We start from the raw sequence: 22,315 nt of genomic DNA on the forward strand, positions 1-22,315 counted from the left end.
TTTTTTTAAATAATGTTTTTTAAGGTAGGCTTATGCTAAACTATTGCTGTAAGCAACAATGACGATACCTATTACCATACAGCTTAAACCAACATATAAGAATTTCCGTGCCTTGGGCGAAGCTTTAACCCATTCCTTGGTGATAATACCACTGATAATAGCTGTTACCACACAAGAGGTATTAAATATGGCGTACCCAACGGTATTTCCTGAAGCACCTAATTTATAGGCTGCAAATGCGAATAGGGCAGATGCGGCATAATGAAAGAAAGCCATGACGAGTATAAGTACAAAGTTTTTACCAAAAGCAGGTGTTTTAAAATCTCCCCATGCCTTTTTTGTAGTCAGTTGCCAAAGAAAATAGGCTGTCATTACTAGACCACCACTAATAAAAATAGGAAACATTACCGCAACGGCTGTTATCCATTCCGCATTTCCTGCAGCCTGACTAGCTTCATGTAAATAGGGTCTACCCGCCGCATTGGCATAACTGAATCCTGTGGCGAGTAAACCACCGATAACCGCAATTAAAATACCTGTAGCCATAGAACCTTTTTGTTCCTTATTTTCATGATTGGCCTTTTCAACTTTTTCACGAATAAAGCCTGCTTTTCCATTGGCAAATATTCCTATTAAAACAACAAAGAGTCCTAGTAGAATGGTTGTTAGTTTGTTGGTAGGAGGTAAGCCATCTTCAATAAATGGTAAGACGGAACCTACTAATATTATGGTACCGATAAAAAGGGAGAAACCTAAAGAAAGACCAATATGATTAATGGCTTTACTCCACATCATAACCCCAACGCCCCATAGAAAACTAGTAAGACCCATTTTTATCCAAATATCTGTAGGCATATTGCCAAATATGGAAACAAACCCATCAATTAAAGTAACCGATGCAATGATGGGTACCACAAACATGGTGAGTAAAAAGAATAAACTCCAAGTGTTTTCATACTTAAAGCCCTTAGTGAACTTTTCAGGTAAGGCATAAAGTCCAAGCATTAGTCCGGCAAAAATTGCCAGTAAAACTCCTTCTGTCATAATTGGTTATTTTTTGAGTTAATTAATTATCGTAAAATGAAAATTTGAATACCGTCGTGCTCGTGAAATTTTCGCCAGCTTTGGTAATCGATTTAGGAGAACCTTCAATATTAGGCCCATTAGGATATCGATGTGTTTCGCAACAGAATCCTCTATATTTACCATATTGAATTCCGTTTTCTCTTTTCAAATCATCTGAAGTATATTTTCCCGTATACAAAAGCATACAGGGCTCTGTAGAATAAACATCTAAACGTACTAGTTTCTGACTATCAACAATTGAAGCTACGTTCTTTAGGGCTTCTTCTTCATCAAAAACATAAAAATGTTCAAAGCCATCATTTATGGCTTCGTGAACAGCTCCAATACGTTTTTCTTCTCGTAAATCATCAGGTTGCCCTTCTACATTGATTATTTTTCCCGTAGCGGCACCAGTTTCATCTAATGCTAAACGCTTGTTGGTATGCACTTGAGCGGTATGGTTTTCTATGCTCTCAGAGAAGCCTGATAAATTAAAATAGGTGTGGTTAGTGAGTGATAAAGGAGTATCTTCATCTGGGGTGGCTAAGTATTGAATTTTTAGCTCATTATGATCGGTCAACGTAAAGGAAACACTTAATTTTACGTTCCCAGGAAAGCCTTCTTCCATAGCTTTACTTTGTAAAGACATCGTAATAGAAGCTGCATCGGCATCCTTGGTGGTGACACTCCAAATTCTCTTATCAAAACCAATAACGCCACCATGTAAATTGTTAGGGCCACAGTTATCTGCTAAATCGTAGGTTTTGCCATTTAGGCTAAACTTCGCATCTTTTATTTGAGAGCAATACCGGCCCACCGTAGCTCCAAAATAAGGGGAGTTATTTTTATATGCTTCAGAGAAATAGCCTTCTAAGGAATCAAAACCACATACAATTTCTTTCAGTTCCCCTTGAGCATCGGGTAGTTGTATGGAGGTGATAGTAGCTCCGTAGTTGGTAATTTTCACTACCATACCTTTAGCATTTTTTAAAGTAAATAATGCTACTTTCTTATCTTCTATAACTCCGAAATCACTTTTTATCACTTTCATACGATTATTTTATTGTTGATATGGTGCTAGTTTTTCCCAATTAAAAACCACCCCTGTTCCAGGCTCGTCAGAGGCTACTGCACGGTAATTTTCTACTACGAGTGGTCTGGTGGTATATGTATCAATAGGGAAACTATGAACTTCCAACCATCCCGCATTTGGTTGTGCAGAAACTAAACTTACATGTAGTTCTTGCATACCATGAGAGCATGCCGGTATTCCGTGCTTGTCTGCTAAACGTGCGGCTTTAAGCCAACCCGTAACTCCACCACAATTAGAAGCATCTGGCTGAATAAAGGATAATTTTGCTTGATCAAAAGCATATTCAAATTCATGAATAGTATGCAGGTTTTCTCCCATAGCTAATGGGAATCCCGTTTTCTCTGCAATTTCCGCAAACCCTTTATAGTCATCGGGAATAATAGGTTCTTCGAACCAAGTGATATTATATTTTTTAAAACCTTCAATGGCCCTAATTGCTTTTTCAATAGACATAGAATAATTAGCATCTACCATGAATGTTACTTCTGGACCAATAAATTCTCGTACCGCTTTTATGCGTTCTAAATCCTCTTCTAAATTTTCTCTTCCTATTTTTATTTTAACAGCGTTAAAGCCATTTGCTAAATAGGTTTTCATATTATTTAAAAGCTTAGGTATCGGGAATTGTAAATCTATTCCTCCACAATATGCTTTACATGTATTATCTGCACCACCGGCCATTTTCCATAGCGGAAGTGCTGCTTTTTTACATTTAATATCCCAAAGCGCAATATCAATAGTAGATATAGCAAAAGAAGCTATCCCTCCACGACCAACGTAGTGAATATGCCACTCCATAAAATCATAGATACCGTCTATATCTGTACCATCTTTACCTAGAAGAACCCCGGCGAAATCATGATCTATCATTGCTTTAATGGCATGACCACCTTTTCCTCCGGTATACGTATAGCCGGTTCCTTCACTACCATCTTCTAAAGTAATGGTGGTGGTAATTAATTCAAAATGGGTATGGTCACCATGTTTGGCATCATTCAATACTTCCGGTAGGGGTACTTTAAATAGTTTTGAAATGATACTCTTTATTGCTGTGCTCATTTTATCGTAATTATTTGCTACTTTAATTTAATTGAAATTTCAACAGGAATAGCAGCACCAAGTTCTTGACTTCTCTTACTTGGTAAGGCGTTACTGAAGATAATTTTATAATTTCCTTTCATCCATGACTTTACGCCCTCTTGGTTTATTTGCATAAAATCATCCGCAGAAAGATTGAATTGGATTTTTTTTGTTTCTCCGCCATTTAATTCAATTCTTTTAAATGCTTTTAAAGAATACATGGGTAAGTAATCTGCAATGTCTAAAGGTACGAGGTAGGCCTGAACAACTTCTTGAAGCTTCATAGCACCGGTGTTTTTGACATCAAAAGTGATGTGTACTGATTGTTTTCTTTTTAAGGCAGCGGTACTTGCAGAGGCATTGTTAAATTTTGTTTTAGCGTAAGAAAGACCAAAGCCAAACGGATACATGGGTTCTTTGGTCATATATTTATAGGTTCTACCTGTCATGCTATAAGAATCAAAAGGAGGTAGTTGTGCTACGTTTTTCGGGAATGTAATAGGTAAGTGACCAGATGGCGCAACATCTCCAAAAAGAACATCGGCAACGGCATTACCACCTTGCTCACCCGGATACCACATTAAAACGATAGCATCTACTAAAGGTTCTATTTCTTCTAAAGAAACCGGACTCCCAGTACCCAAAACTAAAATTAACGGTCCTACTTTATTTTCGCTAATTTCCTTGATATACTCTATTTGACTTTGTGGAAGTCTTAGGTCTTTTCGATCACCTTTGTTTTCTGAAGCAATGGCATCTACTTCTTCTCCTTCAATCTCATTAGATATGCCAACCACAAGAATAGTAGCATCTGTAGTTTTAGCAACTTTTGGTGCCCAATTTAATGGGTTTAAATTTTTCTGAAAAGGCAAAACACCGAGTCTGTACTCTAAGGAAGTACCTAGAGAAATTTTTTCGGAAACACCTTCTAAGACGGTGACCATATTGGGAGACATGCCATAGTAGTTGGCTAATAAAATATCTGTTGACGCCGCAAATGGTCCTGTTACATAAAGAGATTTTATATTTTTATCTAAGGGTAACGTATTATTATCATTTTTAAGTAATACGATGGACTGTTGTGCTACCGTTCTAGCAAGTTCTTTGTTTTTTTTAGAATTGATGACTTCCGTGCCGATGAGGTTGTATGGGTTGCTTTCTTCCTTATCAAAGAAGCCTAGTTTAAACCGAATTAGGAATAGTTTTTTTAAGCGTTCATCAATTAATTCTTCGGTAATTAAACCTTGGTCTAATGCTTTTGTTAGATTATTATAAATCCATCCACAATTTAAATTTACTCCTGCAAGTAGTGCTAAAGCAGCAGCTTCTTCGGCAGTTTTAGCTCTTTTATGCCCTTGATAAATATCACCCAATGCACCACAATCGGAAACAATATACCCGTTAAAACCCCATTCTTTTTTTAGAATATCATCCAGTAGAAATTTACTGCTGTTTACAGGCTCCCCATAAACGGCATTATAAGCCCCCATGATACCTTGTACATTACCTTCTTTGACTAAGGCTTCAAAAGCAGGAAGGTAGGTTTCATTTAAATCTAATTTAGATGGGCTGGCATTAAATGAATGGCGCAAAGCTTCGGGGCCAGAGTGCACAGCAAAATGCTTAGCACATGCTGTAGATTTGAAATATTTAGGATTATCACCCTGCAAGCCTTCAACAAAAGCTACACCAATTTTTGAAGTTAAAAAAGGATCTTCACCATAGGTTTCCTGACCGCGACCCCATCGTGGATCTCTGAAAATATTTATGTTAGGAGACCAATAGGTTAAACCAGCATACATACCTCGGTTACCAATAGATTTTGAAACTTGAAATTTAGCTCTTCCTTCGTCAGATATGGCGCTTGCTACTTGTTTTATTAAAGAAGGATTAAAAGTTGCACCCATGGCAATACCTTGAGGGAAAATGGTAGCTTTTCCATTACGGGCAACACCGTGAAGTGCTTCATTCCACCAATTGTATTCGGGTATTCCTAAGCGCTCAATTTTAGGAGACGCTGATAAAAATTGACCACATTTTTCAGCAATGGTCATTTCCTTAATTAATGCATCTACTCGCTCTTCAAAAGCAATAGTTTCATCAAACCATTCAAAATTATTTTGAGCATAACCTTGAGAGATTACGCTAAAAAGAATTAAAAAAATTAAGGACTTTTTGTTCATTTTTCTAAATAAAATAATTGGGCTTGTAGTTCTATAGTACAAACCCAATTCATACAAACTAATTATGCTTTATGTCTAATGTAAAAAGTTTTCTTTTCCATGTATTGTTCAAAACCATACTTGCCATCTTCACCACCAGAACCCGATAATTTATATCCATTATGGAACCCTTGGTGCTGCTCTCCATGGCCACGGTTTACGTAGATTTCACCATATTCTAATTCATCATTACATTTCATGATGGTATTCATATCATTGGTAAAAACCATTGCCGCCAAACCATATTCACAGTCATTTGCATACTCAATGACTTCGTCAAAAGTTTTGAATTTTAAAACCGGTAGAATAGGGCCAAATGATTCTTCGTGAACAATAGTCATATCTTGAGTCACATTCGTTAAAACGGTAGGCTCAAACCAAAATCCTTTTTCAAACTCGGCACCTTCCGGTCTTTTACCTCCTGTGGCAACGGTTGCACCTTCTTGAATACTTACCGCTACTAAGTGCTCCATGTGCTTTAATTCTGCAGCATTTACTTTAGGCCCCATATCTGTATCTTCTAACATAGGATCGCCAACTTTTATAGCTTTTGTTTTTGCTATGAATTTTTCCATAAACGCATCATAAATACCTTCATGTAAATACATTCTTTCGTTACAGGTGCACACTTGTCCGCAATTGTCAAAACGAGAATGTAAAGCGGCATCTACAGCAGCATCAATATCGGCATCTTCAAAAACGATAAAAGGTGCCTTGCCTCCTAACTCTAATTGAACATGTGTTAAGTTTTGAGCAGCATTACGTGCTATTTGTTGGCCAACCGGTGTAGAGCCAGTCATGGTGACCATTTTGCAAATAGGACTTTCTACTAAGGCATTCCCCATAGCTCTACCTGGTCCTGTAAGAATATTGATAACTCCTGCAGGGATACCTACCTTATTTGCTAAATTTCCTAACTCCAAAGTTGCCAAAGGCGTTTCAGAAGTTGGTTTAATTACGATCGCATTTCCGGCAACTAAAGCTGGTCCCAATTTACGACCTGCTAACGCCAGTGGGAAATTCCAAGCCGTAATAGCAACTACGACTCCACGAGGAACTTTTTGAATCCATATTTGTTCGTTCGGATTGTCAGAAGGAATAATATCTCCTTCAATTCTACGTGCACCTTCGCAAGCATATCTGATAAATGAAGCTGTAACAGCTACTTCAAACCGAGCTACTTTTAAAAGTTTTCCTTGTTCTTTAGTTAACAATTCTGCTAGATATTCTGTATTTGCATCAATTTCATCGGCTAACTTATATAACAAATCTGCTCTGGTTCTAGCAGGTAATTTTTTCCATTCTTTTTGAGCTTTATCTGCAAATTGAAGTGTTTCTATAGCTTCTTCGGCAGTACCGTTTTGCACACGTGCTACAATCTCTCCATTGGAAGGGCTAATGATATCTATAGTTTCTCCTGATGTTGAGGTTCTCCATTCTCCGTTTATAAAAAGCTTGTATTCTTGTATTGATGACATAGTATATGGTATTATTGTTTTGTATTCGTTTTTCTATAGGCATCCATTCGGTCCGCAGCTTTTCCTTCAAATTCTCTCCGTAATTGCCAAAGAGGACGTTCCAATGTCAATTCCCAAGTGAATAGTTGTTTGTAAAGTTCTTTTACTTTTTCAGGATATTGGTCTGCCAAATCATTGATTTCTGATTCGTCTTCTTTTAAGTTGTACAATTCTGCAGGCCTGTCTGGAAAGCGTAGTAATTTCCAATCCTGATTTCTAATGGCTCCTCTGTTTTCTTTTTTCCAGTATAGAAACTCGTGTGGACTTTCTGTGTTTTCTCCTTTTAAATATGGTAAGAGATCTACGCCGTCTAATCCTTCAATTTCACTATTATTTCCGCTTGCAGCGGATAAAAAAGTAGGGAAAAGATCTAAGGTGCTAATAGGGTAGTTGTAATTTTTATTTTTTTGTAATTGTTTAGGCCAAGACATTAAAAAAGGCACTCTAATTCCGCCTTCTAAATGATTTGCTTTGGTACCACTTAACGGACTATTGTCAGAATCATTAGCGTCTGATGGACCACCATTGTCATTGGTAAAAACAATTAATGTGTTTTTTGAAAGGCCTAGTTTGTCCAGTTCTTTTAGGACTGTACCAATAGCACGATCCATGGCCAACGTCATTGCTGCCAATGTCTTCCTTTTTCCTTTTAAATGAGGAAACTGCTTTAAATCTTCAGCAGTAGCTTCCATAGGGGTATGCACTGCATTAAAGGATAAATAGATAAAAAATGGATTTTCTTTATTTCTGTTGATGAATGAAATAGCTTCATGAGCCAGTTCATCTGTAAGATACCCTTCATGTTCTAAGAAGTTACCAAACCCTCTTTCTAGTCGGTCTTCGTTTCTGCTTAAAAGATTAGAATCATCATAAGGCATATAACTGCGAGCACCACCTCTAAATCCATAGAATTCATCAAAGCCACGTTTTGTAGGATGAAAACGATCTGCATTCCCTTGATGCCATTTTCCGAAAAGTGCGGTTTTATAGCCTAGATCTTGTAGATAATCGGCAATCGTAATTTGGTCTAAAGGCAAACCCATTTCATCGCCTATGATACCAGAAGTACTCATATAACCAGGAACATTGTTTTCTTCAAAACCAAATTTTTGTTGGTATTTTCCGGTTAATATTCCGGCTCTGGAAGGGCCGCAAACAGCAGCGCTTACATACGCTTGAGAAAATTTAATACTCTTTTTAGCAAGCTTGTCTAATTCAGGTGTTTTAAATTCTTTGCTTCCTTGAAAGCCGAAATCAGCATAGCCCGCATCATCGGATAAAATAAACACAATATTTGGTTGCTGCTGAGCAGTTAAAAAACTCACCTTAAAAAAGCCTAGCAGAATTATTATTATTTTTATGTACCGATGATGCATTGTATACCTTTTTTTTAAAATTTAAATTTATCTTCCCATCCAACCCCCGTCTACAAGGGTAATTGATCCATGCATGTAGTCTGATGCCTTAGAGCACAAGAAAACTATGGGTCCTGCAAAATCTTTAGGTTCTCCCCATCTACCTGCTGGTATACGAGATAAAATAGATTTAGCACGTTCAGGATCATTACGTAATGCTTCAGTGTTGTCCGTAGAAATATAGCCTGGGGCAATCCCGTTTACATTGACACCTTTGCTAGCCCATTCATTAGCGAATGCCATAATCATTTGACCAATTGCACCTTTACTTGCTGCGTAGCCAGGTACGGTAATTCCTCCTTGATATGTTAATAATGAGGCCGTAAATACTATTTTTCCAGAGCCACGGGCTATCATATCTTTCCCAATTTCACGGGTTAGAATAAATTGCGCATTTTGGTTTACTTCAATAACTTTATCCCACATATCATCTGGGTGTTCAGCAGCAGGAGTTCTTAAGATAGTACCTGCATTGTTAACCAAAATATCTATAGTAGGATGGTTTTCTTTTACCTTCGCTATAAAATTATAAAGGGCTTTTCTATCTGAAAAATCGCATTGGTAGGCGCTAAACTTTCGTCCAAGTGCACTAACTTCTTTCTCTACGGCACTACCACTAGCTTCTAATGATGCCGAGACCCCGATTATATCTGCACCTGCTTCTGCAAGCGCTAAAGCCATTCCTTTTCCAATTCCTCTTTTACAACCCGTTACTAGGGCCACTTTGCCTTTTAGGCTAAAACTATCTAATATGCTCATTGTTTGTGTGTTATAATTGGCAATCCATTAATACTTTTAAGCCGTCAGGATTGTTATCTATGTTTTCAAAAACTTGTTGAATGTTCGTTAAAGGCTGCACATCTGTAATCATTTGTTCAAATGGCAATTCATTTGCAGTGATCAGTTCAATGGCTTTTTCATAATCTTCTTTTTCGTATACACGAGCCCCTATTAAGCTTAGCTCTTTCCAGAAAAATTTAAATAGATCTACTGGTTTTTTCTCTCCATGGATGGCTACCATTAAAATTCTTCCTCGAATACCTGCTACTTCACACATCACATCTAAAGCAGGCTGCACACCAGCTACTTCAAAAACCACATCTGCACGTCTGTTTTCTGTCTTGCTTTTTACATATTCAACTAAATCTAATTCAAGCGGACTCACGGCATCAAATCCTAATTCTTTTGCTTTTGCAATACGTTTAGGATTTACTTCAGATATTATTACTTGTGCACCTACTTCTTTAGCGACCATGGCCACTAATAAGCCAATAGGACCGCCGCCTAAAACTACGGCAGTTTCTCCTTTTACTAAACCACTTCTGCGCACATCATGTGTGGCAACAGATAGGGGTTCTATTAAGGCTGCTAATTTCAAATCGGTCTCCGCTTTTAATTTATGAAGTACAAAGGCAGGAACGTTCCAATATTGCTGCATTGATCCTGGGCTATCTATACCAATAAATTTTAATTCTTCACAGATGTGATTAAAACCTTTATCAGAAGCTTTTACTTTTCTATCATCTAAGGGGCGTACCACTACTTTTTCCCCAACGGAAAAGCCAGTAACACCTGTGCCTACTGCATCAATAATACCAGACATCTCATGTCCTATAGTTTGTGGCATAGCAACGCGCTTATCCATCATACCGTGGTAAATGTGCACATCAGTGCCACAAACACCTGAATACGCTACTTTAATTCGAACTTCTCTATTGCTAGGTTGTTCAATTTCTTTGTCTATAACTGTAAAGGTTTTATTGCCTTCGTATATGGTTGCTTTCATTAAATTTATTGTTTCAAATAATAAACTAGTTTCACATTTGAAACAAATATACAATTATTTATAAAACAACAAGCGTATAAAAATGCATAGATTGTAGCTAAATTGTTAAAATTTAGGATGATGTTGTCAGGCCTTTAAAAATAGCTTTAAGATAAAACTGATTTAAAAAGAATACATTTTGAAAATAAGAGCCAATAGGTTTGGCTTAAGAAGTTTGTTTATTGAGAGATATAGCCCAATTTGGTAGAGATATCTAAAGCATATTGCGCTATGATTTTTCCTTTCGAATCAAATTCTTCATGGGGTAATCTACCATGAGGTGCGGTTATCCAAAGTGCAGCAACGGGGTAACCAGATTCATTATAAATCGGGGCTCCAATACAATGAATACCTTGAATGTCCTCGCCATTATCAATCGCGTAGCCTTTTTGTCTTACATCCAGTAAGGTTTTTTTAAACTCTTTTTTTGAGGTAATCGTGTTTTTGGTAAATTTTGTAAGTGTTATTTTCTTGAGAATATCATTACAATCTTCTTGAGGCATGTTGGCTAGTATAGATTTTCCACCAACAGAACTATGTAGGCTAAATTGGGTGCCTTGTTCTACAAATAATTTTACGGGATAAGAGGAAGAGACTTGTTCTAGAATTGTGCCTTTATCGCCTAAAAGTATACCTAGCATAACGGACTCTTTTAATTCATCTCTCAGGGCGCGCATTACATCAATAGACATTTCAACAATGCTTTGTTCTGTCATTGCAGAAATACCCAAGGTGAGCATTTTCCGAGAAAGGGTAATTTTTTTTGTGGTCTCGTTTTTCTGAAGGTAATTTTTAAAGATAAGCGTGCTTACCACTCTAAATGCAGATGTTTTGGTAAGCGCTAAAGTTTCCGTAATCTCCGCTAAGGTTAATCCGTTTTTTTTAGTGGCTAATAATTCGATGACGAGTAACCCTCGTTCTAAATTAGGAACATTGTATTCAGATTTTAAATCGGTCTTAGGCTTATTCATCGAGAAACATTTGAAATACAAAACTACTATTATTTAGCTAATTACAAGGCGTCAAAAAAAAAGAGGAACACTGTTAAATTTGTTCCTCTTGATTTACTAATACTTGAAGTTATTTAGATTTCTCTCCTTTTGCTGCATGCGTAGTTTTTCTAGCAGAGGTAAAACTCATGATGCTTTGGTAATCACTATTGTTATAAACATGCGATAATCCCCATCGTAAGATTTCTGTAGGTTCTTTTTCATTATCTGCCGTTCTATTTAAGCCTATGGCATGTGCAGAAACACCAGGAATGACTGACATGATTTCAAAATTAATACCATCTGGTGCCCATTGAATAGTGTTTTTTTCAGGACCGTCTGTTGTAATTAAGGCTGCAATCCCATCATTATACGGCCATACACAAATTTCATGACCACTGTTGCTAATTGGATTATATGGAGATTTCACATAAGGACCTAAAGGGTTATCAGCAATAGCGACACCATGGCGTATTTGTCTTCCTCCGAAAGTAATTTTTTCTCCCATTTGCTCTCCTTTATAGTATAAATAGAATTTTCCTTTGTAAGGAATAATACAAGGGTCATGTACTTTATGACTATCAAAATCTCCTTTTTTCTCTACTAAGAATCTATTTTGTTCTTCCCCTTTCCAAATGCCATTATCTGCCGGACTTAAAATAGGCTCCTCGCTTTTTATCCAAGGACCATTTGGCGAATCTGACCAAGCTAAGCCAACTTGATTTTTAACTCGTACATTGTAAGGTGATTTTACGGTTTGATAGCATAAGTAATATTTGTTCTCATACTTCATGATTTCTACAGTAAATACAGAACGGTCATCATAAGCACCTTTTTCTCCTCTAGGAACTGCTAACCCTTCTTCTTTCCAAGTCTCTCCGTCTTCAGAAGTGGCATACCAGATATCACAACGATCCCAAGGAAAAACCTTATCGTTCTCTATATCTCCAGCAAAGCCCTGAGAGGGTCCTGTACTCTTGCTATACCAAACATAAAATTTTCCATTTTCTTTAATTACGGCACTAGGATCTCTTCTAACCACACCTTCTTCATAGGCTAAATCTCCTTTTAAAGGTTGAAGGTTGGAGAATTCTACAAACCATTCGTTACCCAAACCTTCGGGCCATTGCAAAGCTCGTTTAGACGCAGCACTTAGCGAATCTTTATTGGTGATACCTAATTCATCCATTTGGGCATCAGTAATGGTTATTTTTTGTTCTTCCATGCCTGTTTCTTTTTCAGAGTTTTTAGATTCATCACATGCTGTGAATGCTAAGATACACGCTAGTGCTACTAATTTTATATTATTTTTTTTCATTTTACTATTAGTTATTTGGTTGAACTGTAATTTCTATTTCGGTACTCTTAAGTGTGGATGAACTTGCTTTAATTAGAATGGGAACTGTGCTATTTTTTATAGATTGAATAATTAATAAAGCGCGACCTTTATCTGTAGTGATTTCTTCGCTTTTAAAATCTTGAGTGTTCGTGATAGCGCCATTATCTACTCCTAATACTTTAGCGCCACCACTAACACTAAAGTTTATTTTTTGATTTTCAGTTTTAATAGCGTTTCCGTTTTTATCTGTAATTTGTAGGATGATATGGGCAGTATCATATCCATCGGCTTTTAATTGTTTCTTATCAGAAGACAATGTTAGTGCTTCAGGATTGCTTGTTGTTTTTAAAAACGTTTCAACTTTTTGCCCATCTTTTAGGCCAACAGCTTTTAATGATCCTTTTTGAAAAGGTACTGCCCATTTATAGATGTGATCTTCAAATTCAGTTAACTTTTTTATCCCTAAAGATTGCTCATTTAAAAAGAGTTCTACCTCCTCACAATTAGAATAGATTTCCACAATGGTGGCTTGACCATCTTCATAGTTCCAGTGCTCATTTACATCTTGCCATACCCAAAGTGCATTTTTCCATGCACCTTCTTTCTTTTCTATTGGATTTGCGTTATGGGAAGATTTGTAGTTCGATTTTTCTTCTGTTTGTGTCGCAATGTATAGAGATGGAGCATCATTCCATAAAGACTTGAACATATAGTAAGAGGGTTTCTCAAAGCCTGCAACATCTAAGAGTCCGCTTGGTGTTCCTTTTTTAGGCCATCCACCATTAGATTCTCCTAAATAGTCAATGCCAGTCCATAAAAAGGTACCTGAAATAAACGGCCGGTCTAATACGGCTTTCCATTCATGCCATTGTCCTAAATTTTCAGTTCCCATGATAGGCTTGTTAGGATAATTCTCATGGCCGTAATCATAAATAACCCTACGATAGCTAAAACCAATAATATCTAACGCATCAGCATAACCAGATTCATAGCTAGAAGAAGGTAAAATACAATTAGCAATAACATAGCGCGTAGTATCTAATTCTTTGGTCCATTTTGCTAATTTTTGTGCAGTAGCGCCAATATCATATTTTTCTTTAGGAAGAGTTTTTATTTTTTCTTTTATTTCATCAATGTTGTTTGGAGGTACAGACCAAAAATAGTTTCCACTCCAATCCATATTATTAAAGAAACCCGTAGCTTCTGCATTTCTAGGGTAGGTCCATTCTATTTCATTTCCTATACTCCATTGAAAGATAGAGGGATGATTTCGGTGCGAAAGGATTGTATTTTTCAAATCTGTTTCGGCCCATTCCTGAAAATGCTCAGCATTACCTCGCGTAATGTAATCCACACTACGCTCATTCATATTTTTTCGTTTATCCTTTGGATTGTCCCATTCGTCAAAGAATTCATCTTGAACTAAAAAGCCCATTTCATCACATAGATCTAAGAATTCATTAGAGGCAGGGTTATGAGAAATTCTTATGGCATTGCAACCTGCTTCTTTTAATTTTTCTAAGCGTCTTCTCCATACGTCTTTTGGTACTGCAGCACCTACCAAACCGGCATCATGGTGCAAACAAACTCCTTTTATTTTTCTGTTTTTACCGTTTAAATAAAACCCGGTACTTGCATCAAATTTTATACTTCGTATGCCAAATACAGTTTCTTCTGTATCTATAATTTCACCATTTTCTATCACTTTAGTAATGGCTGTATATAGATGAGGTTGGTCTACATCCCATAACATGGGTTGTTCTATAGTTAGCACAGCAGTATTTTTTTCAATGCTTGATTTTTTGACATCCAGAGTGGACGTTATGCTGCCAACTTCAGTTAGATTGGCATCTATTATTTCAGTAGTAACGGTTATATTTTTTGCTTCCTCGTAGTTATTTTTAATACTAGTTTCAATCCGTATGGTGGCAGATTCTTTTGTAGCATTAGGGGTCGTAATAAAGGTTCCCCAGACCGGAATATGTAATTTGTTTTTGGTAATTAAATTTACATTCCTGTAAATTCCAGACCCTGTATACCATCTACTATCAGCATATCTTGTGCGATCTACGGTAACTTTTACCGTATTTGTTTCATTATTTAATTTGTTGGTGATGTCGTAATAAAAAGGAGCATAGCCATAAGGATGCTTTCCTAGTTCCTGATTGTTTAAATGTACGGTGGCATTATTGTATACCCCGTCAAAAATAAGATAGGCCACTTGGTTGTCATTTAGATTCAGACTAAAATCTTTTTTGTAATGCCCAATACCTCCTAAAAAATACCCTGTAGCACCTTCTCCTTTTATGGAGTCTAAGGGAGTTTCAATGCTCCAATCATGGGGTAAATTAATTTTTCTCCAATCTGTATCATAGGTATTGGATACTGTATCTTCTAATTTAAACTCCCAATCAAAATTAAAATCTACCATAGGATTTTGAGCAACTTTGGTTTGACAGCTTGTGACTAAAATTGAGATAAAGGCAAGAATAGTGATGATATATTTCATAAGGGTGATGTGCTTTATTACTAGCTATTTTTTAACGTTTCTTTATTTTTATAATGGGTTATCCAACTAAACATGAACTTTTAACCTGTACTAGACTATTGGTACTTTTATAGTTTTAAATCTGATTTTTGCATTTGTAATATCTCTTTAATTAACAGGTTATGTTTTGTGCTATATTTCTGTTGGATAGTGCTATTTGATAATTTTGAGGGTTTAAAATTTATAATATCACAAAAAAGCACTACAAACGATGTCTCATTGATAATCACGCAAATATCAAGCTATTAAAGGATTTAAAGATATCATCTAACTAGACAAAAACTCAACAGACATTAATTTGTGCTAGTTTTAAAAACATTTGAACTAGACATTGCATATATTCAATCAATTTTTGAATCTAAAATTTCGAACAGCAGGTATATTATGATGAATTATCTCCTCAAAATGAAGAAAAGCTATTTTATAATACTAATAGTTGTTAGTGTTTTAAATGGTTTCGGTTTTGTGCTTAACGCTCAAAAAGCTGTGAAGTCCGATTCGTATTTTGAAAAAGCAGAACTATTAAAGGATATAGATACAGATAGCGCTATTGTTTTGTATAAGAAAAGTATTTCCTATAATAGAAGTGCTAAAGACACGACCCATTTAATAAAAAGTTTATGTGAATTATCTAATTTGTATGCGCATAGTTTGGACTATGGAAATGCTTATGATGGGTACTGGGATGCTCTATTGCTGTCAGAAAAAATTAACGATAATTTTGCACGCGCAGAAATTTACCAAGCGCTAGGTTGGTTGTATTTATTTTATCGAAGAGATAACGAAGCTATAAAATATTTTAATCATTCCATACAGCTTAAAAGAGGGCTTATTGAAAAAAATGAATTAAAAGAATATTACCTACTTTCTGATTATTTCTCGTTAATTAATTTGTTTAGAACCAATGGTAATAATGTAATGGCGCGAAAATACATTGATAGTAGTGTCATTATCCAGAAAAAATTTCAAACAAAATCTAGTTATTTGGATGCTGAAATTGGATACCAAGATGCTATTGATATGGAGTATGATTTGGCTATTAACCGATTGAACAACGCCAAAGTTGTTTTTGAAAAAGAAAACCCATCGTACCTTATTATAATAAATTATTTATTGGGTAAGGTTTATTATATGATGGGCGATATGACCGCTAGTAAAAAGTATTTTAAAACCTCATTGACACTGACCGAAGAGCATACCAATCATTCCAACTACAAATTAATGGACCAAGAAGCTTTGGCATTAATCAGTAAAAATTCAAAAGATTATAAAAGTGCATTTCTTCATTTAGAGGCAGCAAGCCAATTGGATAAATCTATTTTCGGTAGGCAGAGTAAAAACAATCAGCATCTTTTTGAAATTAATGACCGCTATAGAATTCAAAAAGAAAAAGAAAAAGAGCTTATAAAAGAGCAGCATATAGCCAACTTAGAAAATGAAGAAAAACTTTGGACACTAAAGTCATGGCTTTTGGTTGTAGTGATATTTTCAATTTTAATTTTAAGTTTTCTTCTGATTAGAAATATTCGGCGTAAGCATAGCTTGGAGAAAAAATCTCTTGAAGAAAAAAGAGCGGTGGAACTGCAAAAAGCGAATGAAATTTTAGAACTTAAAAATAATGAGCTAACCTCTTCTGCATTGCAGCTAATTGAGAAAGAAGAGTTTATTAAGAAAATGAAGGATACTATAGGTAAGAGTAAAGAAAACCTAGATGTACCGGCAATCAATAGAATCATTAGCTCTGCACAGGGGAGTCCTAATAGTAATTGGAAAGAATTTGAAGCTAGGTTTACAGCAATTAACCAAAGTTTTTATAAAAATCTAAAAGATACTTATCCTTCTTTAAGTCAGACAGATCTGAAATTATGCGCACTGGTCAAACTCAATTTTTCCAGTAAAGAAATGTCTTCTTTATTAGGGATATCTATAGAAAGTGTTCATACTTCGCGTTATCGTTTAAGAAAAAAGTTAAACCTAGAACGGAACGATAATCTTACGGAGTTCATAGCTAATTTTTGAGTCTTATAAAACTGCCTCATATGCTATTGGAAAGCAGGTTTTTAAATACAATTTTCGTTTTTAAAGGGTACAATAAAATTTCAGTGTTTTTCTTTTCAATAGGTAAGATAAAATTGTCTAGTTGTGTTTGTTTTCATGGAAAACACTGGTAAATGGCTAATCTTTTTGTCTTTTGTTCAGTTTTTGTCGAGTCTATTTAGGGTGGGTGACAATATTAAATTAATAATTTAGTGCCAATAAATTTATTGTTTAATGAATATATCTATTTGTAAATAAGAATTTATTAAAAATAACTCACCAAAACTTGTTTAATACTAATTAACTCAAACAAATTTATGAAGAAAAAAGACAAACTATGGAGGCGAATACTTTCAGTATTCTCTCTATTAATGATCTTGGTGGTACAGCAAGGTTACGCCCAAGGTGCTATTACGGGAACGGTAATAGATGAGCAAGGAACTCCAGTGCCAGGAGTATCTATTCTTAAACAGGGAACTAAAGAAGGTTCTGTGGCAGATTTTGACGGAAATTTTGCAATTAATGCAACTAAAGGTGAGGTTTTAGTGTTTTCTTCCATCGGTTTTAAGACACAAAAAGTGACGGTTGGAGCTTCCTCAAATGTAAGAATAGTGTTAATTGAAGACACAGAGCTCTTAAATGAAGTAGTAGTCGTAGGGTATGGAACACAGAAAAAGAAAGAGATTACGGGTTCTGTAGCCAATGTTAGTTCTGAGACTATTGTAAAAACGGCAACTTCAGATTTAGGTACGGCGCTTCAAGGAAAAGTAGCAGGGGTAAATATCCAGGCAGGAAGTGGTAGACCAGGAGAATCAGCCAACGTACAAATTAGAGGTTTAGGGTCTATTAGTTCTGGTGGTTTAGGTCCATTATATGTTGTAGATGGTATTCCTTTTGATGGTAACCCTAATATAGCACCTGAGCAAATTGAATCTATTGACATTTTAAAAGATGGTGCATCGGCAGCAGTTTATGGGGTGAGAGCATCTAATGGTGTTATTTTAATTACCACCAAAAAAGGAAAAGCGGGTAAAATGAAAATAGATATCTCTACCTATACAGGGATTCAGAATATTACTTCGGGTACTCCTTTAATGAATACTACAGAACAGCTATACGAGCTAGAGCAAAAAACAGAATTACTAGGTACAGAACCATTAACATTTTTCTTAAATGCAAATGTTCTAGACTACGATTCTAATTTTGTTGAAGAAGTACAGAATGATAATGCTGTTATTCAAAATTTAGATGTAAATATATCTGGAGGTGTTGAAAATTTAACCTTAAATTTTAATACCAACTACTTTAAGCAAGAAGGGGTTTTAATTAATTCTGGTTTCAATCGTTTAACAAATAGATTTACAGGCCAGTTCACAAAAGGAAAATTTAAAGCTTTTGCTTCAATGGGATATTCTGTTGAAAATAGAGATCAAGAGCCTTTTGCACTTTATGAATATGCCATAGCACAAGCACCGTGGAACAAACCTTTAAAGGATATTCCTTCTGTAGGACAAAATTCTGTAGAGTTGGATGTTGATAATGATATACTTTTTAGCTTTTTATCACGCCAATTAGATAATGTAGATGAACGTGAAGTAAAGTCTGACAACATAGCCTTAAGCTTGGAATATGAAATTATTGATGGGTTAAAGTATAAAATTAATTTAGGGAGAAATAGTTATAACTACTTCAGAAAATTTTTCAAACCACAATATTTAGCATTTACAAATCAAGGAGTACTTAATGCTACTGCCTCTAATGTACAAGCTTCTTTGAATGAAGATTATACGTTTTCTAAAAGAGAAACAATAGAAAATATTGTAACCTATGATAAGAGCTTTAACAAGCACAATTTCAACTTTACAGGAGTAATCTCTTATGAAGAGTTTAATTCAAGAGCATTAGGAGTTGGTGTAATTTATAGTGAAGATGCAAGTAACGATTTACAAACTTTGGGTTCTGGTGCAGAAGGCATTAAACCAAGTAGTATTAATGTAAATAGTACTCTTGCCGGGAAACTAGCTAGATTGCAATATAACTTTGACGAAAAGTATTTGCTTTCTGCCAGTATCAGACATGATGGCTCTTCGAATTTTACAAAAGATAACAGATACGGATCTTTCCCTAGTGTTTCTATTGGTTGGAATATAAGCGAAGAGAATTTTTTCAAAAATATCACTAGCGTTAATTCTTTAAAAATTAGAGCTAGTTGGGCAGAACTAGGAAATCAAAATACAGGAGCGGCATACTCAGCCATTCCTATTATAGAATCTGGTGTTAATTATCCATTTGGTCCTAATGAAGAACTTGGTTTTGGAAACATTCAACGTAGATATGCTAATAGCGATTTAAAATGGGAAACTACAATCTCTAAAAATATTGGTATTGATTTAAGTATGTTCCAAAATAAGCTAAGCATAACTGCAGATGTTTATGAGAACAATAAAGAAGATATGTTATTGCAAGAAAGGTTACCAGCCTCTTCTGGTACTTACCAACCAAGAGCTGCAGATATTTATAGTGTTAGAACCGTAAACGCGGGGAATATGGTGAATAAAGGTCTTGAAATAGCAGCAAGCTATAAAGACAGAATCGGAGATGATTTTAAATATACGATTTCAGGAACATTTACTAAAAATAAGAATGAGGTATTAGATTTAAACGGAGTGGAACGTGGGTATGCCAATGGTAGGCCAATTGTATCTCAGGGAACTAATGTTGATTATACCACATTTTTGGCAGAAGGGTATGAAGCAGGTGCTTTTTTCTTAGTGCAAAATGATGGAGTGATTAAAACTCAAGAACAATTAGATGCCTACAAGCTTATTGATGGTGGTGCTCAATTAGGAGATTTAATGATGATTGATCAATTGACAATAGATTCTGATAATGATGGTATTGCAGATCAAGCAGATGGTCAAATTGATGATAATGACCGAGTTTATTCAGGTTCTGGGCAAGCAGATTTCGAAGCAGGATTAAACCTGAATTTAGAATATAAAGGCTTTGATTTTTATGCACAAACTTATTTCTCTTATGGCGCAGAAATCTATAACGGAGCAAAATTATACGCTTATGGTGGTGGTAGACACAAAGATTTGTATTCTATGTGGACCCCTCAAAATCCAGATTCAGATATCCCAACAGATAGACAAAATGCCTTTCATAATAATGTAAGAGCTAGATCTGATTATTTCTTGGAAGATGGTACTTATTTTAGAATTAGAACACTAACACTGGGCTATACTATTCCTGGCATTACAGAGACCTCAGGAATTGAAAAAGTAAGGTTGTATTTAACTTCCGTAAACCCATTTACATTTACAAATTATACTGGATACGATCCTGAAGTTGGAGGAGATGGTATTTTCACAAGAGGTGTAGATAGAGGTAACTACCCTGTTACAAGACAATTTATGTTAGGTGTTCAATTAAGTTTTTAAAGCTAGAAATATGAAAATAATTAAATATAAAATATATATCATCCTTATAGGCACGCTATTGCTTTTTGGATGTAACGAGGATTCTTTTTTAGAAGAAATAAATCCTAATGCAATAACACCAGATACTTTTTGGGAATCGGAACAGCAATATACTAGTGCACTTTCTTCAGTATATGGAGCATTGCAGTTTCAAGATATAAGTGGTGGAGAGTTGCAGTATGAAATGATTTTAGGAGATATAGCAGGAACGGAATCTTGGTATAGACCTGCAGCTTTTAGAAATTTAACCTATAATGATGGTACGTACCACGTAACCGATAAATGGGACCAATTGTATGTCGGTATTTTTAGAGCCAATCAAGTAATTCAAAACATCCAAACTGCAGACAGTGCTATTTTTAGTGAGGATGCTAAACTGCAAATAGAAGCACAGGCAAAGTTTTTAAGAGCTTTCTTTTATTTTCAATTAGCTCATAATTATGGAGGTGCTGTAATTCATACGAGTGTAGCAGAAACAAAAGAAGAGTTATCTAAACCATTTTCTTCTATAGCAGAAGTTAATAGCGCTGTAATTTTTCCAGACCTAATTTTTGCAAAAGATAATTTACCGCAAACTTGGGATGCTAAGAATATAGGTAGAGCAACATGGGGAGCGGCAAAAAGCCTTTTAGGAAAAGCATATTTATTTGATAAAGATTTTTCTAAGGCGGCATCAGAATTTAATGATGTGATCCAATCAAACGTGTATAGTTTAACTGCAAATATTTCTGATAATTTTCAACATGAAAATGAGTTTAACTCAGAATCTATTTTTGAAGTAAACTATTCGTTTGATTTAAGCCCTGGAGTTCCTGGAGCTGTTGTAGATGATAACTCTAATGAAACAGGAGCAGAGTCTACTACGATGGCTACTGCCGTTGGTCAATTAAATTATGGAGGGTTCAATACCATATTACCTAGTTACAATTTACATGAAATGTTGGTTAATGATCAAGTAGATCCAAGCAATGCCATAAATGATGGTAATAGCGAATCTAAAAGAATGACCGCTACCATCGCTACCAGAAATGGAGAAGGCTTATACTATCAGCAAGAATATTCTGCTATTCGTGGTTTTGCCTTCGGACAGAGTGCTTACGTGAAAAAACATTCAAATTGGTATCATTTAGAATCAGAACCTGCGCAGAGTAGATCAGGTATTAATTTCAGACATATTAGATATGCTGATGTTTTATTGATGTATGCAGAAGCAGTTATAGAAGCTAATAATGATTATGAAACTGCCATTGATTATATCGATATGGTAAGAAGTAGAGCGGGTGTGGTTACACTTCGCCAGTATATGGCCGATAATGCAGGTATGTTTCCGCAATTACATGTCAGTAAGCAAGTACATGGAGACTTTCCAATGGTAGCGGCTTCCTCAGAAACAGTAATGAAACATTTACAACGTGTGGAGCGTCCTATAGAATTATGTTTTGAAGGTCATAGATGGAAAGATTTAGTGCGTTGGGGTATTGTTCAAGAAGTTTTTGATGATTTAAGAGCAGATGAAATTTGGAGAGAAGCAAATAAAGAATCAGTACTTAAAGTAAGTGATGGCGGAGTAGCTCCTTTATATATAATTGAAAGAATACGTCCCGACTTTGTTTTAGCTGCGGCAAATTATAACCCAGCAAAGCATAATTATTTCCCGATACCAACTCAGGAAGTACAGACTAATGATAATTTATAATATACTA

General features: G+C 35.6%; 14 protein-coding genes. 3 read left to right on the forward strand and 11 right to left on the reverse strand.

Translation table 11 applies throughout. The features are described from left to right. Positions 1–30 precede the first annotated feature (30 nt). The 11 genes from M666_RS09855 to M666_RS09905 all read right to left on the reverse strand — a co-directional run bounded on the left by M666_RS09855 (position 31) and on the right by M666_RS09905 (position 15,054). Entirely contained in the window at positions 31–1,044 is a 1,014-nt protein-coding gene (locus M666_RS09855; RefSeq protein ID WP_029446858.1) for an L-rhamnose/proton symporter RhaT, read from the reverse strand. Between the two features lie 22 nt (positions 1,045–1,066). Further along, entirely contained in the window at positions 1,067–2,116 is a 1,050-nt protein-coding gene (locus M666_RS09860; protein WP_029446857.1) for an aldose epimerase family protein, read from the reverse strand. Between the two features lie 9 nt (positions 2,117–2,125). Continuing rightward, positions 2,126–3,217 (reverse strand): mandelate racemase/muconate lactonizing enzyme family protein, encoded by a 1,092-nt coding sequence (locus M666_RS09865; RefSeq protein WP_029446856.1) that lies wholly within the window; start codon positions 3,215–3,217, stop codon positions 2,126–2,128. 17 nt (positions 3,218–3,234) lie between these two features. Next, the gene (locus M666_RS09870) at positions 3,235–5,421 is read right to left on the reverse strand and encodes a glycoside hydrolase family 3 C-terminal domain-containing protein (RefSeq protein WP_029446855.1); all 2,187 of its coding nucleotides are present in this window, start codon (positions 5,419–5,421) and stop codon (positions 3,235–3,237) included. 62 nt (positions 5,422–5,483) lie between these two features. Further along, positions 5,484–6,938: an aldehyde dehydrogenase gene (gene aldA / locus M666_RS09875; RefSeq protein WP_029446854.1), complete on the reverse strand. Its 1,455-nt coding sequence runs from the start codon at positions 6,936–6,938 to the stop codon at positions 5,484–5,486. Between the two features lie 11 nt (positions 6,939–6,949). After that, positions 6,950–8,353, reverse strand: coding sequence for a sulfatase (locus M666_RS09880; RefSeq protein WP_029446853.1), 1,404 nt, complete (start codon positions 8,351–8,353; stop codon positions 6,950–6,952). Positions 8,354–8,380: 27 nt separating this feature from the next. Continuing rightward, entirely contained in the window at positions 8,381–9,145 is a 765-nt protein-coding gene (locus M666_RS09885) for an SDR family NAD(P)-dependent oxidoreductase (protein WP_173399844.1), read from the reverse strand. A 16-nt stretch (positions 9,146–9,161) separates the two neighbouring features. Further along, a complete protein-coding gene (locus tag M666_RS09890) occupies positions 9,162–10,178 on the reverse strand; it encodes a (R,R)-butanediol dehydrogenase (RefSeq protein ID WP_029446851.1) in 1,017 nt (338 codons plus the stop codon). A gap of 218 nt (positions 10,179–10,396) precedes the next feature. Continuing rightward, positions 10,397–11,188: an IclR family transcriptional regulator gene (locus M666_RS09895; RefSeq protein ID WP_029446850.1), complete on the reverse strand. Its 792-nt coding sequence runs from the start codon at positions 11,186–11,188 to the stop codon at positions 10,397–10,399. A 109-nt stretch (positions 11,189–11,297) separates the two neighbouring features. Further along, positions 11,298–12,524, reverse strand: a complete 1,227-nt coding sequence (locus M666_RS09900) for a glycoside hydrolase family 117 protein (protein ID WP_029446849.1) — start codon at positions 12,522–12,524, stop codon at positions 11,298–11,300. 7 nt (positions 12,525–12,531) lie between these two features. Beyond that, positions 12,532–15,054, reverse strand: coding sequence for a glycoside hydrolase family 2 TIM barrel-domain containing protein (locus M666_RS09905; RefSeq protein ID WP_029446848.1), 2,523 nt, complete (start codon positions 15,052–15,054; stop codon positions 12,532–12,534). Positions 15,055–15,498: 444 nt separating this feature from the next. Between M666_RS09905 and M666_RS09910 the strand changes: the two genes are divergently transcribed. The 3 genes from M666_RS09910 (at position 15,499) to M666_RS09920 (ending at position 22,308) form a co-directional block, all read left to right on the forward strand. Beyond that, on the forward strand, positions 15,499–17,112 hold the full coding sequence (locus M666_RS09910; protein ID WP_158400231.1) for a tetratricopeptide repeat protein: 1,614 nt from the start codon (positions 15,499–15,501) through the stop codon (positions 17,110–17,112). 335 nt (positions 17,113–17,447) lie between these two features. Beyond that, complete coding sequence (locus tag M666_RS09915; RefSeq protein ID WP_029446846.1) at positions 17,448–20,573, forward strand: SusC/RagA family TonB-linked outer membrane protein; 3,126 nt, start codon at positions 17,448–17,450, stop codon at positions 20,571–20,573. 10 nt (positions 20,574–20,583) lie between these two features. Next, on the forward strand, positions 20,584–22,308 hold the full coding sequence (locus tag M666_RS09920) for a RagB/SusD family nutrient uptake outer membrane protein (protein ID WP_029446845.1): 1,725 nt from the start codon (positions 20,584–20,586) through the stop codon (positions 22,306–22,308). Positions 22,309–22,315: the final 7 nt, after the last annotated feature.

The organism is Cellulophaga baltica 18 (assembly GCF_000468615.2).
GTDB lineage: Bacteria > Bacteroidota > Bacteroidia > Flavobacteriales > Flavobacteriaceae > Cellulophaga > Cellulophaga baltica.